The 15,535-nt window shown below is 40.4% G+C and carries 15 protein-coding genes; 1 reads left to right on the top strand and 14 read right to left on the bottom strand.

All coding sequences use genetic code 11. From position 1 onward, the window contains the following. The first annotated feature begins 67 nt into the window (after positions 1-67). Entirely contained in the window at positions 68-922 is an 855-nt protein-coding gene (rfbD, locus tag ACT17O_RS02360; RefSeq protein WP_444817659.1) for a dTDP-4-dehydrorhamnose reductase, read from the top strand. A gap of 62 nt (positions 923-984) precedes the next feature. Here rfbD and rfbB read toward each other — a convergent pair whose 3' ends face one another. The 14 genes from rfbB to cpsC all read right to left on the bottom strand — a co-directional run bounded on the left by rfbB (position 985) and on the right by cpsC (position 15,535). Beyond that, entirely contained in the window at positions 985-2,031 is a 1,047-nt protein-coding gene (rfbB, locus tag ACT17O_RS02355) for a dTDP-glucose 4,6-dehydratase (protein WP_268703522.1), read from the bottom strand. 18 nt (positions 2,032-2,049) lie between these two features. Beyond that, positions 2,050-2,643, bottom strand: a complete 594-nt coding sequence (locus tag ACT17O_RS02350) for a dTDP-4-dehydrorhamnose 3,5-epimerase family protein (protein WP_268703521.1) — start codon at positions 2,641-2,643, stop codon at positions 2,050-2,052. Further along, positions 2,644-3,513: a glucose-1-phosphate thymidylyltransferase RfbA gene (rfbA, locus tag ACT17O_RS02345; protein WP_247920572.1), complete on the bottom strand. Its 870-nt coding sequence runs from the start codon at positions 3,511-3,513 to the stop codon at positions 2,644-2,646. Positions 3,514-3,584: 71 nt separating this feature from the next. Next, positions 3,585-4,637, bottom strand: a complete 1,053-nt coding sequence (locus ACT17O_RS02340) for a galactofuranosyltransferase (protein WP_444817658.1) — start codon at positions 4,635-4,637, stop codon at positions 3,585-3,587. A 27-nt stretch (positions 4,638-4,664) separates the two neighbouring features. Continuing rightward, positions 4,665-5,768, bottom strand: coding sequence for a UDP-galactopyranose mutase (gene glf / locus ACT17O_RS02335; protein ID WP_215804345.1), 1,104 nt, complete (start codon positions 5,766-5,768; stop codon positions 4,665-4,667). Between the two features lie 9 nt (positions 5,769-5,777). Next, complete coding sequence (locus tag ACT17O_RS02330; protein ID WP_444817657.1) at positions 5,778-7,190, bottom strand: flippase; 1,413 nt, start codon at positions 7,188-7,190, stop codon at positions 5,778-5,780. Then, on the bottom strand, positions 7,187-8,347 hold the full coding sequence (locus ACT17O_RS02325; protein WP_444817656.1) for a polysaccharide polymerase: 1,161 nt from the start codon (positions 8,345-8,347) through the stop codon (positions 7,187-7,189). The genes ACT17O_RS02330 and ACT17O_RS02325 overlap by 4 nt, the downstream gene beginning before the upstream one ends. A gap of 38 nt (positions 8,348-8,385) precedes the next feature. Next, complete coding sequence (locus ACT17O_RS02320) at positions 8,386-9,351, bottom strand: glycosyltransferase family 2 protein (RefSeq protein ID WP_444817655.1); 966 nt, start codon at positions 9,349-9,351, stop codon at positions 8,386-8,388. Between the two features lie 34 nt (positions 9,352-9,385). Beyond that, a complete protein-coding gene (locus ACT17O_RS02315; protein WP_444817654.1) occupies positions 9,386-10,384 on the bottom strand; it encodes a Stealth CR1 domain-containing protein in 999 nt (332 codons plus the stop codon). Between the two features lie 2 nt (positions 10,385-10,386). Beyond that, positions 10,387-11,544 carry a glycosyltransferase family 4 protein gene (locus ACT17O_RS02310; RefSeq protein ID WP_084937264.1) on the bottom strand — a complete coding sequence of 386 codons (1,158 nt, stop codon included), beginning with the start codon at positions 11,542-11,544 and terminating at the stop codon, positions 10,387-10,389. Positions 11,545-11,547: 3 nt separating this feature from the next. Further along, a complete protein-coding gene (gene cps2T, locus ACT17O_RS02305) occupies positions 11,548-12,720 on the bottom strand; it encodes a beta 1-4 rhamnosyltransferase Cps2T (RefSeq protein ID WP_444817653.1) in 1,173 nt (390 codons plus the stop codon). A gap of 30 nt (positions 12,721-12,750) precedes the next feature. Continuing rightward, positions 12,751-14,118 carry a sugar transferase gene (locus ACT17O_RS02300; RefSeq protein ID WP_444817652.1) on the bottom strand — a complete coding sequence of 456 codons (1,368 nt, stop codon included), beginning with the start codon at positions 14,116-14,118 and terminating at the stop codon, positions 12,751-12,753. A 22-nt stretch (positions 14,119-14,140) separates the two neighbouring features. Continuing rightward, complete coding sequence (locus tag ACT17O_RS02295) at positions 14,141-14,833, bottom strand: tyrosine-protein kinase (protein ID WP_125391874.1); 693 nt, start codon at positions 14,831-14,833, stop codon at positions 14,141-14,143. 9 nt (positions 14,834-14,842) lie between these two features. Continuing rightward, complete coding sequence (cpsC, locus tag ACT17O_RS02290; RefSeq protein WP_084856811.1) at positions 14,843-15,535, bottom strand: capsular polysaccharide biosynthesis protein CpsC; 693 nt, start codon at positions 15,533-15,535, stop codon at positions 14,843-14,845.

Genomic DNA, 15,535 nt, shown 5'->3' with positions numbered 1-15,535 from the left:
ACCGAAAATCAGATTTTTTATCATTTTTTTGCTATGATTAGATAGAAGAAAAGTTAAGGAGAAGACAATGATATTAATTACAGGTGCAAATGGTCAACTCGGTACTGAACTACGTTATTTACTAGATGAACGAAATGTGGACTATGTTGCAGTTGATGTGGCCGAAATGGATATCACTAATGCTGAAATGGTTGAAAAAGTCTTTACCGAAGTTAATCCAACTCTAGTCTATCATTGTGCAGCTTATACTGCTGTTGATGCGGCAGAAGATGAGGGAAAAGAACTGGATTTTGCCATCAACGTAACTGGAACTGAAAATGTAGCCAAGGCCTCTGAGAAATACGGAGCTACTCTGGTCTATATCTCAACAGACTATGTCTTTGATGGAAAGAAACCCGTTGGACAAGAGTGGGAAGTTGATGACCTACCTGATCCGCAAACAGAGTACGGACGTACCAAGCGAATGGGTGAAGAACTCGTTGAAAATCTTACGTCACAGCATTACATTATCCGGACTGCTTGGGTCTTTGGAAATTATGGCAAAAACTTTGTCTTTACCATGCAAAATCTTGCAAAAACCCATAAAACTCTCACTGTTGTCAACGACCAACACGGTCGCCCAACCTGGACACGTACCTTGGCTGAGTTCATGACCTACTTGACTGATAATCAAAAAGAGTATGGCTACTACCACTTATCAAATGACTCCACTGAAGATACCACTTGGTATGACTTCGCTGTCGAGATTCTTAAGGACAGTGATGTCGAAGTGATCCCAGTAGACTCTAGTAAGTTTCCTGCCAAGGCCAAACGTCCCCTCAACTCAACCATGAGTTTGACCAAAGCAAAGGCGACAGGTTTCGTCATTCCAACCTGGCAAGATGCCCTTAAAGAGTTTTATAAACAAGAAGTAAGAAAATAAAAGATTACGACATACATATAAAAAGCAAGAGACCTCATGGTCTCTTGCTTTTTAGTTTCTGATTACTTAATCACTTGTTGCGTTTTAGCATAGTTAGCCTCTACCGCTTCTTTTTCAGATTTCCACCAGTCTGGGTTGTCTGTATACCATTTGATGGTCTCTTTGAGTCCTGCTTCAAAATTGGTAAACTCTGGCTTCCACCCTAGTTCATCACGGAGCTTGCTAGCGTCTATAGCATAGCGAAGGTCGTGACCAGCTCGGTCCGTCACATGGTCATAAGCATCAGCTGGTTGCCCCATCTCCTTGAGGATGAGTTCCAGCACTTCTTTATTATTCTTCTCACCATCCGCACCAATCAAGTAAGTTTCGCCAATTTGACCCTTTGTCAAAATTGTCCAAACACCTGATGAATGGTCATTGGTGTGAATCCAGTCACGAACGTTTTTACCTTCACCATAGAGTTTTGGCTTGATACCACTCAAGATATTGGTGATTTGACGCGGAATGAACTTCTCGATGTGCTGGTAAGGACCATAGTTGTTTGAACAGTTAGAAATCGTCGCTTTGACACCAAATGAACGCACCCAAGCTTTGACAATCAAGTCTGAGGCTGCCTTTGTTGATGAGTAAGGCGAGCTTGGATTGTACTTAGTTTCAGCCGTAAATTTCTCACCTGGACCTTCTCCATGACCTGGCAAATCTTCACGCAGAGGCAGATCCCCATAGACTTCGTCAGTCGACACATGGTGGAAACGAAGGTCGTATTTACGAGCTGCTTCCAAAAGAGTGTAAGTCCCGATGAAGTTGGTATGGATAAAGGGGCTCGGATCATTAAGCGAGTTGTCATTATGGCTTTCTGCCGCATAGTGAACGATGGCATCTGCTTGAGCAGCTAGCTTATCGACCAAGGCTGCATCTGCAATATCTCCAACAACCAACTCAACACGATCACCTAAAATTTCTTCAATATTGGCACGATTACCTGCATAAGTCAGCTTGTCCAGCACTGTCACATGAACATCTGGAAAGTTATTGTAAACATAGTGAACAAAGTTAGAACCAATAAAACCAGCCCCACCTGTCACGATGATATTTTTGTATTCAGTCATTTTTATTCCTTAACTTTTTTACAAATCTTCTTTTCTTAGTGGTTTGACATCCTTAAGCAGTGGATGATGTTTATCTGCTTCCGAAACTTCTGCTTCTGCTATGTTTTCCCACTGGATGCCCAAGGCTGGGTCTGCATAGTTGACAAAAGCGTATTTCGGCTTGAGCTCAAGTGCCCAGTAGTCATTGACCAGATAGCTATAAGAAACTGTATCCGAGAGTACTTGGAAACCATTGGCTACGCCACGAGGGACAAAGATTCCCTTACTTGCATCAATCTCGGTCTGATAAACATTTCCAAAAGTCTCACCTTCACGTAGGTCAACCCATGAACCCAGAACCTTGCCACCATCTGCTACTGAGATGTACTTGTCCCAAGGTTCAGCATGGAGGCCTCGAAGAACATTTTTGCGAGAAAAGCTGACGTTGTTTTGCAGTTTTCCTTCAGCAAAGAAGCTTTCAGGAAAACCAAGCGGTAGCATCTTTTCTTTCTGAAAATTTTCCTTAAACCAGCCACGATTGTCACCATGAACTGGAATGTCGAACTCTAACAAACCTGGAATGGCATCAACCTTGTGCACTGCAAGTGTTTTGCCGAAAAAATTATCTGTCATCTAGATTTCTCCAATCAAACGGAGCAGGTATTGCCCGTATTCATTCTTCTTGAGAGGTTGCGCCAACTTCAGCACATCTTCGCGGCTGATATAGCCCATTCGGTAGGCAATTTCTTCCAGGTTGGCAACCTGAAGATTTTGCATTCGTTGAACCGTTTCGATATATTGGGACGCTTCTAACAGACTCTCATGCGTCCCTGTATCCAACCAGGCAAAACCACGCCCCATAACTTCAACTGACAAATCCCCACGCTTCAAATAAGCATTATTGACATCTGTGATTTCCAACTCACCACGTGCGCTTGGTTTGATCTGTTTGGCAATCTCCACAACATCATTGTCATAGAAATAAAGACCTGTCACTGCATAGTTAGAGCGAGGATTCTCCGGTTTTTCTTCTATGGAAATAGCATTCATGTCTTTATCAAACTCGACCACACCAAAACGCTCTGGATCCTTCACTTGGTAGCCAAAAACAGTCGCGCCCTTCTCTTTCTTGGCTGCCTTTTGAAGCATTTTGCTCAAACCAGGCCCATGATAGATATTATCGCCTAAAATCAAGGCAACACTATCGTCGCCGATAAATTCTTCACCGATAAGAAAAGCCTGAGCAAGTCCGTCGGGACTAGGCTGTTCCGCATAGGAAAGCTTGATTCCAAATTCGGAACCATCCAAGAGCAGATCCTTAAAACGGGGCAAATCCTGTGGTGTTGAGATGATCAAAATGTCCTTAATCCCAGCCAACATCAAGGTTGACAAAGGATAATAAATCATGGGTTTATCATAAACTGGCATCAGCTGTTTTGATGCAGCTCGAGTAAGTGGGTACAGTCGGGTACCTGAACCACCCGCAAGAATAATACCTTTCATAATAGGCTTCCTTTCTGGCTAATTACCTATCCTATATTATATTTCATTTTATCCCAAATTCCCTAAGGAATTTACTTCAATTTGGATAAGGCAGCTTTTAAATAGGCTCCATCTCGAAGAGCGGCTCCAACTTTCCTAGCTTGTTCTGAAAGTTCCTTGTAGTCTTGAAGTGTCAAATCATCTAGTACTTTTTGGAGGTCGTGTAGAGAATCAACTGCTAGACCACACTGTTTATCCAGAACAAAATGTGCGAGAGCCGACTCTTTCCAGACTATTAGGGGAAAACCTGAAGCTAAGTAGAGAGAGGCCTTGTGCGAGTTGTTAAAACGTAGGTAGTTCCCGTAAGAACCTTGGCAGGTTTCTGAGCTGTCTCCGTCCCAGACCAAACCAAAACTACCTTCAAGAGCAGCTGGGAGGTCATCCGGCATAAAGGAACCAAAGTAGGTGGTGTTTTTCAATGCACGACTTTCATCATAGCCCACTCCATACAAGTTATAGGCTGGCTGATCTGGCAAGTTATAAAGATAACCTGACTTTGCAGGGTTCAAATTTCCAGCTACAATAATAGGTTGATTTTTTTGAGGAACAACTTGCACCTCAAAGTTAGGAATCAAGTAGTCAAAAATTTCCAAGCTAACCATTTTATCTGCTGGCACGCCCTGTTCTACCAAAACTTTCTTCATGATATCATTATGAACGATAATGCCATCCACTGACATCAAGGCTTTCTTTTCCTGGAAGTAATTGCGCACTTTATGACGGAATTTCACTTCCGAACCTGCTGCATGACGCAAGGTTTCAATATCATGGATCAAAAGATAGAATTTTGCTCCTCTTTTTTGCGCCTGCTTAATGAGTTGTGAGATGAAAAATGTATGGTGGATAATAGGGAACTGGATCACCAATTCATCTCCGGCTCCCAACTGATCAAACACAGACTTGGTCGCACGATATTTGTGTTGTTGAGCTTTAAAGAAATTCATCTTATACCAATTCTCAACCTTGAGCTCCAACCCCTCATAACCCTCTGAGATTAGAATAGCTTCCACGTCATTTCGTGCCTTACTCCCTGCATTCTTTTCGTGTGCATTATGCAGAAATGAATCCTTCAGATAATATTTCACCTTTTCTCCCCTTTATCCGTGATGTTCTTAGATACTCCCTAGTTCTTCTTCTACCACATCCAATGCACGTTCAACAGTTACATGCATATCATAGTATTTATAATCTGCCAAGCGCCCACAGAAAATAACGCGCCCATTTTTCTCAGCTTCTGCTAGATACTGCTCATAAATTGCATTGTTTTTGGCATCATTGATTGGATAGTAAGGTTCATCTCCTCTTTTCCAATCTGCTGGATATTCACGAGTAATAACGGTCTTGGCTTGAGTCCCAAACTCAAAATGTTTGTGTTCGATGATTCGCGTATAGGGAATATCACGTTCAGTATAGTTGACTACAGCATTTCCTTGATAATTTTCTTGGTCCAGAATCTCATGCTCAAAACGAAGACTGCGATACTCTAGTTCACCAAACTTATAGTCAAAGAACTGATCAATCATTCCTGTGAAGACAATCTTAGTTGCTGAAGCCTCCAAGTTCTCACGATCAGCAAAGAAATCTGTATTGAGCTCTACTTCGATTCCTTCCAACAACTTTTCGATGATGACATTGTAACCACCAATTGGAATCCCTTGGTAACGGTCGTTGAAATAATTATTGTCATAAGTCAATCGAACTGGTAAACGCTTGATGATAAAGGGTGGTAGTTCAGTAGCAGAACGCCCCCATTGCTTTTCGGTGTAGCCCTTGATTAGCTTTTCATAGACATCCGTACCAATCAACTTAATGGCTTGTTCCTCTAAGTTTTTAGGCTCAACATCTTGCATGTGTGTCGTCTGCTCAGCAATCTTGTCCTTGACTTCTTGGGGTGTCTTTGTCCCCCACAAAGCATAGAAAGTATTCATGTTAAAAGGCAGATTGTAAAGATGTCCTTGATAGTTGGCAATAGGAGAATTGATGTAATTGTTAAACTCTGCAAACTGATTGACATAATCCCAGACCTCTTTATTGGATGTATGGAAGATGTGAGCTCCATACTTGTGGACATTGATTCCTTCAACAGATTGGCAATAGATATTCCCACCAATGTGTTCTCGTTTATCAATCACCTTCACCTTCTTGCCACGTTTGTTAGCTTCGTAGGCAAAGATTGCACCTGACAAGCCAGCACCGACAATCAAATAATCGTACATAAAATCTCCTTATTTCTTTAAAACACTTTTTAGTTCTTGAAAATCCAAGACACGTAAGAGCAAAATCAAGCCACCATAGACTAGGAAACCAAGTACAGCATAGATCAAGACATTCACAACAGACGAGAAGTGCATGAAAGCTTGTGCAGAATACAGGGCGCCGTACATCAGTAGTGCTGCTAGAAGTATTTTTAGCATGGATGGTAGAATCTTGACCTCTTTTAGATACGAACGTGTAAAGTAGAGTTGGATGAGCCAGACCAAACCTTCAGTCGCAACAGATACGATCGACGCCCCAATATAGCCCAGAGGCGGGATTAAGAGGAGATTCAAGCCTACACTGAAAATAGCTGGAATAGTTGTTGACAGCATAAATTCACGATTCTTATTGTGAGGAATCAAGATTTGAATTCCCATTATATTGGTCCAGCCGATAAAGAACATTCTAAAGACCATGATGGCAATCGCATAGCGAGCATCTTGGAAGTCTTGCCCTAGGAAAAAATTAACAAAATCTTTGTTAACAATTAAAATCCCCGCAATCATCGGGAAGATAACCAAGTTATACACTAAGAAAGACATTTCATGTAACTTGTTAACCGCCTTTTGATTACCTGATGAGAGGAGATTAGAGACCCGAGGCAACATAACACTACCAAGCGACGTTACCAAAGTCAACAAAATATTCAATAATTTCAAGGCTTGATCATAGATCCCGACATCCTTGGTCGAAGACAAGGCACCTAACATAGTGCGATCTAGCGTGATGTAGAGCGAAATGGCAATCTGTGGCAGAAACAAGAGAATGACTGGTTTGATATGCTCTTTGGCATAGGCTATATCCAAATGCGGCTTGCGAATGTGCTCCCTAGCAGGAAGCCACATACTCAACTGACCTAGTAGATCATAGGCAACCAAGAGGATGATATACAAGTACAAGTCGGATGGTTTCTTAACAAATAGGAATATCGAAACAACACCTAGAAGTTTGACCATTGTGTTACGAGCTGTGATTTTTTTGAAATCTTCTAACCCTTGAAAAAGCCAAGAAATATCAAAACCACGAGACAGCAAACTAAAGCCAAGTATATAGGCAATTGGATTGTTCATCGACGGCACAAGCAAGCAGACAACTATATAAAGCGTAACCGCTAAACAGGTTGAAAGGACTTGTAAACTGTAAATGCCCCAGAAGGTTTTCTGAACATTGTTTCGATGTCCTGAAATCTCCTTGGTCCCATAATTGGCCACCCCAAGTGTCGCTAAGAGTATAAAGTAAGTTACTATTGAGTTGTAGTACCCATAGGAACCTAAGTCATTGGATGAGAAAACCCGAGTAATATAGGGTGTAGTAATGACTGGTAAAACGATTACTAACAGCTGATAAGAAAGATTATATAAATAATTTTTTAATACTTTCACAAGGAGTTCCTCGTTGTAGATTTCTTCGATTCAAATTCAATAACTGGCAAGGTTGCAAATAGAGTAAACATAAAAATATTATAAGACGGGCGAACCCAGAAGGCCTCAAACATACAGTTGACTGCTATTAAGGATAAGGCCGTCAATAGCAAATAATTCTTTTTGCGATAAAGTGACCAAGACCTAACTATGTATAACACGACCAATAAGAGAACTGGAATCATCCCATAGGTAAAGAGCATCTGAACGTAGGAAGAGTCTACATAGTCGTAGCTCAAAACGGATTCTGTACGCCCCCCATAACCGACAAATGATATGCCCCGAATCCCAAACCACTGCACTGCATATTTTTTTAGTGCCTCATGTCCTAGGTGTAATCTCATACTAAAAAAATTGTTTAGAGCCACATACATTGGATGAGACCAGGTAAATTTAGAAGAGAGATAAATCATTATTGAAGACGCTATACCAGCCGATAAAGGAAGTAAAGCAAAAAGCCGTCGCTGTTTATCATTTCGGAAATAAAAGTACAGAAAAATGAGCGCCATTACAGTAATAGAAGCGGCATTAAGCCTCGCATCGCAATATCGAATAATGAAATAAGCCAGACCAAATCCTAAGGCAGTCCGTAAAATAATGAATTTCTTTCTAAAGATATACGATATAGCTGTATATAGATAAAAACAGTGAGAAGCAAAATCAGTTGGATAAATAAAGCCAAATGAATTTCGAACAACGACTCCCGCAGATCGTGATTGGACAAATTGCAAGTTTGGAATAGCACCAATCACGGCCAAGAGCACTATCAATACAATAAAAAACAAGGCTACAACAGAGTATATTTTAAGTACACTTTCCATCTCAGCCTTGTAAAGAAAGACAAGCAGAGACATATACATCAATGCATTAAGGTTCCCAGTCTTATAGTAAACCATGCCCCCAGCAAAAAGAAGAATTGGTGCAAAGATGAGATAGCTTATAGAGTAGTGATGAATATAAGCAAATCGCATAGCAAGTAACAGGACCGCAAAAAAAGGAACTACATTAGGAATATTAGGTAAAACAGGCGCTAACATAGACGTATTGATCATATCTATGGAGACAACCACTATTAAAACTGCTGCAATTAGCAATTTATCACGTTCTAACTTTAACATTTTCTTTTTCCTTTTCTTCTTTCATCCCTAACTCTTACTTAGGATTTTTTTAACTTTTTAAATTGATAATAGAGCCGCGGATACCTACTAATCAAAACATAGAGAATCTTACGTTTCTTACTAACTCTAGCATTCTTCAAAACAAGAGGCAAATATGGCCTCATCTTCTCCTGAAGTCGCTTAAACTCTGCTGGATTTCCATCATGAATCATCGTAAAGATAAGAAGACTTCCTGTAAAGAAGCGAGAAATAATGGCTTCTTGGAGTTCTGAACTCTCAGGATAGGTTGCATTCACAACCTCTTTTAAATGATCGATTGCTTCGTAAAACTCGTATTGTTTTGGTGTGAAAGCCGAGGCAGTAATGCTACCAGGTCTATGGTAATAATGGTAAATCGGAAGATGGTACAAAGCCACGGATTGAGCTTGATTGAGATGCTCACTGATGACATAGAGGTCTTCGTAGATGCGCCCCTTGGGGAAGGGAGCTTTCTCAAGAAGTTCTTTCCGATAGAGTTTCCCACAAGCAGAGACTGTTACAAGGTCTCCGTAGAGCATCTCAGTCAGAGCCTTTCCCTTGTCATAAACCTTAACTTGGTCTAAATCAAGCTGATCCAAGTGAAAATTTTGAAAACGATGATAGTGAGCTGTTGGCTCTACTTTACCACTAACCATATCTGCTTGGGTACGACCTTGTAGCTCTGCTAGCAATTCCAAGGCGCAAGGTTCCAAATAGTCGTCCGGATCTAGGAAGGTGATCCAGTCACCCTTGGCTTTCAAGACCCCATAGTTGCGAGCATCAGATAAACCACCATTGACCTTGTGGTAGCTAGTCACCCAATCATATTGCTGGGCATACTGGTCACATAAGGGTCCTGAGCCATCACTCGAGCCGTCATCAATCAAGAGGACTTCCATATCCTTGTAAGTCTGATGTTCCAAACTCTCCATGGCATAATGAAGGTAGTCCTCCACATTATAAACAGGCACAATTACCGAAATCATATTTTCTTTTCTTTCTCTTACTTAGTTTTACAGTTTAAATCTCAAATGAGCTTCTATCTGGAAGCAGTTGATCCATAGCCTTGATAAAGTCTGTCATCACCTGCTCCTCGTCTTGAATGTTAAATCCATCATTGATACACATAATTTGGTATTTGCCAGAATTTAGTATCTTCCAAAAATCTGGTCCGGCATTATCCAAAGAAAAGAGTCCTCCTAACTTAGGATTTCCGATAGCGTATTTACCACTGGCGATCTGCCAATACTTAAAGAGCCAAACATTGGTATCAGAAGGATTTCTAAAGCGACTAGCCGAGGTTCTTTCCAAGACAGCTTTTTCCTTTTCCCATACCAAGTTCATCGTTGATCTTAGTAGAGGATAGGGCAGATGACTCTCCCAGAAACCACAGATAAACTGACTATTTCTGTATAGTAGCGACTTAACGATACTTTTTAATCCCTGCTTTGGATCAAAGAATTGGCCATTCTTCAAAATTTCATTTCGACTGAAATAGCTAGTGACAATCTCCATGTCATTTATCTGAAAATTCCCCGTTCCATATCGCTCAGGAATAATCGGTGAAAGAGCCGTATTATATTTGGGTAAACCATCCTCTGAGAAAAAATCTGTCGGCTCGACTGGAGCTGTCAAATACATATCGTCATTAAAAAAAACAAAATGCTCTGAGAGACCAGGGATTCGATGGATGTTACTTTCGATAGGATTGGCAGAAAAAACTGGCAGGTAGTCATTACAGATAATCTCTGTATGATCTACCAACACCAATTTTTCACTATTTATATCTAACCAGCTTGGCTTTTGCTGATCGGTCACGAGGTAGACCTTATTGACCCAAGGAGCAAATTTTTCAATTCCTCTAAACCAATATTTAAAGGTCCCCCATTCTCGGTAAGCCTTGACTGAATTCATACTCTGTTTAGAAGTATTAACCGAGTCATCATAGCTTGATTTTTTTTCTTGCCACACAGGATCATTCCCATCAACCCAAGTCACAACAAAATCTATTTTATTCATAACTAATCTTTTCTATCTGTTTTATACAACTCCGAGAAGTTCTTGATGTAACTCTCCAAAGAAAACAGCTCTTTTTGTCTCTGATATCCTACTCGCCCAAATTTTTCTCTTTTTTCAGAACTATCTAGTAAGAGAGAAATGGCATTAGAAAGTTCTTGAGGACGATTTGGTTTGACTAAGCAACCACTTTTGTCATCTACTACCATTTCAGCTATTCCCCCATTGTTATAACCAACAACTGGTTTTGAACAAGCCATGGCTTCTAGGACTACTGTAGGTAGGGAATCAGGTTTTATACTTGGTAAGACAAAGATATCAAACATATTATAAAGTTCAGAAGTCTTATCGTAGTAATCAATACGATGAATTTGTGACACAACAGATGAAGAAGCTATTCTCTTATCTAGTTCTTCTAAGCGCCATTCTTCACCAGGAAAAACACCACCAGCTAGGAAAGCCACCGCTTGCTCATTCTTTTCCAAAAGTGGCTCGACTGCTTCTATGAAATCATTTTGTCCTTTGATAGCATTGACCCGACCAATCATGCCAATTACAAGTGCATCTTGCGCAATGTCAAATTTTTCACGAATAGAAGACGCATCCATTGGATAATAGACAGTATTATCGACACCGTTATAAATCACTTCCACTTGGCTATCTTTGATAAAAGGAGACTGCTTGATATGATTAGCGACCGCTTGGGACACCGTCACAATCTTGTCTGCATATCGTCCCATGAGCATATTGATAAAGTCAGAAATAGCTTTGGGTTTGACGATAATCTCATGAACATGCCAAATCAAAGGCAGCTTGAGCTTGCGTTTCAAATAGATGCCCTCCAAAACAGCCGCTGTATTATTGTGAACCATATCTATACTGTGTTCTCGAGCATAGAGGGCGATTTGCTTAGCATAGAAATTATAAGAGCGAATATAGTCAGCAATGCCTTTAGGATTAAAGTATTTTCTACGTAAAATCGGATAATCCAACACGCTGACCTTAGCTCCAACTTGGCGCAAAGCCTCGACTAAAACACCGTCATTTGGCAAGATGACGTGAGCTTCAAATTCTTTGGAATCCAATCCTTTGATCAATTCCAATAAAACCTTATCTGCTCCATACATTTCTGCACCAGCATGCAAGTATAAAATCCGTTTCATTCCCTATCCTTTAAACACTTCTTCATAATCTGACACAATCTTTTCCCATGTGAAAGCCGAGAGGATTCTTTGACTTGACTTGAAATCCAAGTCAGTTATTGCTACCTGATCAAATCCTTCTACTTCCTCAATGACACGAGCCAACTCATCTTTTTTCCAATAAATGGCCCCGTCTTCACCAACCTCACGGTTAAAGCCAACATCTAGCAACAAATTCAGTTTTGTAGATGCTAGAGCTTCCAGTAGAGAAGGGTTGGTTCCTCCAACCTCATGTCCATGGAAATAGGCAAAGGCATGCTCACGAATGTACTTGAGCAACTCTTGGTCATAGACAGTCCCAACAAATTTGACCCTAGGATCTTTGTCAAAACCAGTATCTTGTAACAACTGGTCGTAAAATTTATTCTGTTCCACATTTGTGATGAGGACAAAGTCCTTCTTGGACTTGGACTTGATAAATTCACGAATCATGGCTTCGTAGTTGTTTTCAGGAACGAATCGTCCCACTACTAGATAATAGCCATTTTCGCTAACTCCTTTTTCCTGATACCAATTCCGAACTTTGGCATCTTCTGCTTTCAGGATTGAAGGAGCTGTATCTGTCCCATAGGCAATATAGGTGGTCTTTGGTTGGTACTGCTTATAATCCTCTTGAATATATTGTTCGATATTTTTACTGTCACAGACCAGTAAATCTGCATGTTTGACCATGAGCTTCTCTGAAAATTTCCAGTACTTACGAACTGGCAGGCTCCACTTTGCTCGTAGCCATTCATGACCATCAGGATTCACCAGCAAAGAGCCACCAATCGCACGAATTTTTTTCTTAAGTCCAGAAATAAAAGGACCGATGCGACAAGCTAGAATGTAAAAAATGGGAGCCTCGTCCTTGTTCTCCTTAGCCAATTCAATAGCCTTGTTGACCGCTGCAATATCGTAAGCGATGGCGCGGGCCGGTCCGATATTGGGTACATCGATGTTGAAGCAAATGGCTCCATTGTGCTCAAACCGATCTTCCTTAATACCAGACTTGGCAGAATTTTCACGCATACAAGCAACATAGTATTGTATGTTGCTGTCTTTTTGATATTCGGTTAATTTTTCAACAAAGGTTTCAAATCCTCCATACTTAGCAGGAATCCCCTTTGAACCAATGATATAAACTGACTGTTTCATCTCTCTCCTAACAGGACTAAAGATCAGAAATTACTTTGCCCCATCTCTCATAAATACAACTTTAACGGTCTTTAACAATATTTCAATATCTTTCCAAATAGTCCAATCATCAATATAGGCCACATCTAATTTAACAACTTCATTGAAATCCTTAATCTCACTTCGCCCGCTGACTTGCCACAAGCCTGTTATCCCAGGTTTAAAACTCAATCGACGTTTTTGCTCAGGTGTATATTTTTCATACTCATCCACTGTTGGGGGACGGGTTCCGACCAGACTCATATCTCCCATTAAAACATTCCAAAACTGCGGTAACTCATCTAGGCTGGTCTTACGAATAAAGCGACCAATTGGAGTGACACGAGGATCATCATCGATTTTAAACATACCACCCTGCATAGTATTTTGCGCTAGGAGTTCTTGCTTTCTCTCCTCAGCATCTACACGCATAGAGCGAAATTTATAAAAAGTGAAATGTCGACCATTTTTTCCAATACGCGTTTGAGAAAAAATCGTTGGCCCACCATCTTGTCGAATCATTGGAACCAAAACAATGCTCACCAAACCACAAATAATCAATCCGACAATCGAACCGACAATATCAATGAACCGTTTAGCAATGACATGACTCGTCTTATAAAATTTTGTAGAAAACGTGATAACATTCAGCCCTGCCATCCCACGAATCTTTTTATCACTACCTAGATAGTTATTAAAAGCATTCAGGTTAACCGTCACGTCAATTCCCATTGTCTCAAAAAGTGAGATAAACTCCCCGATATCGTACTCTTCACTTGGTAGATTGATAAAGACCTCATCAACAACTTCATGAGTAGCAAAGTCTAAGATGTTCTCAGCAGGTACAACGGTTAAGGATTGATGCTGAAAATCAGGCTGGTCTAAAACACTGACCGCCACCAAATTCCAAAAAATTTCTCCCGACTCTATAAGCCTATCGATGACTTTTTCAACCCTAGAGGTCGCTGTTATCAAGAATATCTTCTTACTCCCCTTGAGATTTGGAAAGATGCGTTTTCTATAGCGTTTAATGCACAGATTCAACAAATACAACAGAATAGAGTGTATTGTCAAAAAGTAAATCATCCCTCGTCTAGAGATACTAAAACGATCTTCTAAGAAAAAATTCGAAATACTGATAGCTAAAGCAAAGAACACGATATACTTTGCAGTGTTGCTAAACTCTGCTAAATAACCCCTTTTAAAAAAATCATGCCCATAATCACTGATATAAAAAATAAAAAAATGAAGAATGAACAAGATAATAACAGAAGTATTTACAATCTCTGTTTCCTTAACAAAACTAAGTAAATAAGCTAATAAAATAACAAGAAAACTCTGGATTGCCGCCAAAGTAATCTTCAATCCCTTTTCTTCCATAATATCTTCCCTAGACTATTTGTTATTTTTTACCATAATTCCCATAAGCACCATATGCACCATATGCACCATATTTTTCAACAGAGGTATTGAGTTTATTAAGCACAATTCCTAAGAATGGTTTGCTTGTTTGTTCGAGTTGTTCTTTAGCTTTTTGGACATCACGACGATTTGTTTCACCAGCCGCAGTTACTAAAACAGAAGCGTCACACTGTTGCGTGATAATCGCCGCATCGATAACAACTCCAATCGGAGCAGTATCTACGACGATGTAGTCAAAGTACTTGCGTAAGGTGTCAATCATGGTCGCAAAATTTTCACTTTGTAACAAAGCTGTTGGGTTTGGGGATACAGAGCCCGCTTGAATGACAAACAAATTTTCAACATTGGTTTCACATAAACCTTGTGATAGGTCTGTTGTGCCTGACAAGAACTCTGTTAGGCCTGTAATCTTTTCTCGTGATTTAAAAACACCTGACATGACAGAATTACGAATATCGGCATCGATTAAAAGCGTCTTATAGCCCGCACGCGCAAAGGCCCAAGCAATATTTGTAGAAGTAGTTGACTTCCCTTCACCCGGTTTTACAGACGTGATCGAAATCACTTGCAAGTTATTCCCGCTCAATTGTATATTGGTACGAAGTGCATTGTAATACTCTTCAGCTTTTCTTGCCAAATCTAATTTTTTTTGTGCAATTTCTAAAGTTGGCATTTTTCTCTCCTATTTCAATTTATCCAAATTTGGAACTACTCCCAATAGTGCAATTTGCATCACGTCCTCAATATCTTCTGGACGTTTCACTCGTGTATCCAAGAGCTCAACTAGGAGAACTGTGACAACCATCACAACCGCTCCTGCAAGGAATCCAACCATGGTATTGCGACGAATGTTTGGTGAAGATGGTGATGTTGCAGGACGTGCTTCTTCAAGGGTTGTCACATCCGAAACGCGAGTGACACTGATGATCTTTTGAGCCGCAACCTCTCTCAAAGAGTTGGCGATCCGGCTAGCTTCCTCAGGTGCACGGTCTGTAACAGAAATCGATACAATACGCGTATCCACTGGAACTGTTACCTTGATTTTACTAGCTAGACCTTTTGGAGGGAGTTCTAGTTTCAAATCAGTCGCAACCTTCTCTAAAACGTCTTGCGAGAGAATGATTTCGCGATAGTCTTTTACCAAGTAAGATCCTGCTTGCAAATCTTGGTTAGTCAAGCCAGGCTTATCTCCCTGATTACGATTGACCACATAAATTCGGGTCGTACTCGTAAACTCCGGCTTCACAATAAAACTACTGTAGGCAAATGCTACTGTCCCTGTCACGAATGCTACCAAAGCAATTAACAATTTTCGTTTCCAAAGGATTTTAAGTAAGTGAAATACATCGATTTCCATCATATTTTGTTCTTTCAT

The sequence above is a fragment of the Streptococcus sp. HJ1 genome (assembly GCF_052399005.1).
In the GTDB taxonomy this organism is placed as follows: Bacteria; Bacillota; Bacilli; order Lactobacillales; family Streptococcaceae; genus Streptococcus.
This window is presented reverse-complemented; position numbering and strand designations above follow the sequence as displayed.

Excerpts from the sequence above, each read along its gene's own strand:
- glf (WP_215804345.1), bottom strand. The coding sequence starts at position 5,768 with ATGTACGATTATTTGATTGTCGGTGCTGGCTTGTCAGGTGCAATCTTT.
- ACT17O_RS02325 (WP_444817656.1), bottom strand. The coding sequence starts at position 8,347 with ATGTTAAAGTTAGAACGTGATAAATTGCTAATTGCAGCAGTTTTAATA.
- rfbD (WP_444817659.1), top strand. The coding sequence starts at position 68 with ATGATATTAATTACAGGTGCAAATGGTCAACTCGGTACTGAACTACGT.
- rfbB (WP_268703522.1), bottom strand. The coding sequence starts at position 2,031 with ATGACTGAATACAAAAATATCATCGTGACAGGTGGGGCTGGTTTTATT.
- ACT17O_RS02350 (WP_268703521.1), bottom strand. The coding sequence starts at position 2,643 with ATGACAGATAATTTTTTCGGCAAAACACTTGCAGTGCACAAGGTTGAT.
- ACT17O_RS02320 (WP_444817655.1), bottom strand. The coding sequence starts at position 9,351 with ATGATTTCGGTAATTGTGCCTGTTTATAATGTGGAGGACTACCTTCAT.
- cps2T (WP_444817653.1), bottom strand. The coding sequence starts at position 12,720 with ATGAAACAGTCAGTTTATATCATTGGTTCAAAGGGGATTCCTGCTAAG.
- rfbA (WP_247920572.1), bottom strand. The coding sequence starts at position 3,513 with ATGAAAGGTATTATTCTTGCGGGTGGTTCAGGTACCCGACTGTACCCA.
- ACT17O_RS02315 (WP_444817654.1), bottom strand. The coding sequence starts at position 10,384 with ATGAATAAAATAGATTTTGTTGTGACTTGGGTTGATGGGAATGATCCT.
- cpsC (WP_084856811.1), bottom strand. The coding sequence starts at position 15,535 with ATGAAAGAACAAAATATGATGGAAATCGATGTATTTCACTTACTTAAA.
- ACT17O_RS02300 (WP_444817652.1), bottom strand. The coding sequence starts at position 14,118 with ATGGAAGAAAAGGGATTGAAGATTACTTTGGCGGCAATCCAGAGTTTT.
- ACT17O_RS02310 (WP_084937264.1), bottom strand. The coding sequence starts at position 11,544 with ATGAAACGGATTTTATACTTGCATGCTGGTGCAGAAATGTATGGAGCA.
- ACT17O_RS02295 (WP_125391874.1), bottom strand. The coding sequence starts at position 14,833 with ATGCCAACTTTAGAAATTGCACAAAAAAAATTAGATTTGGCAAGAAAA.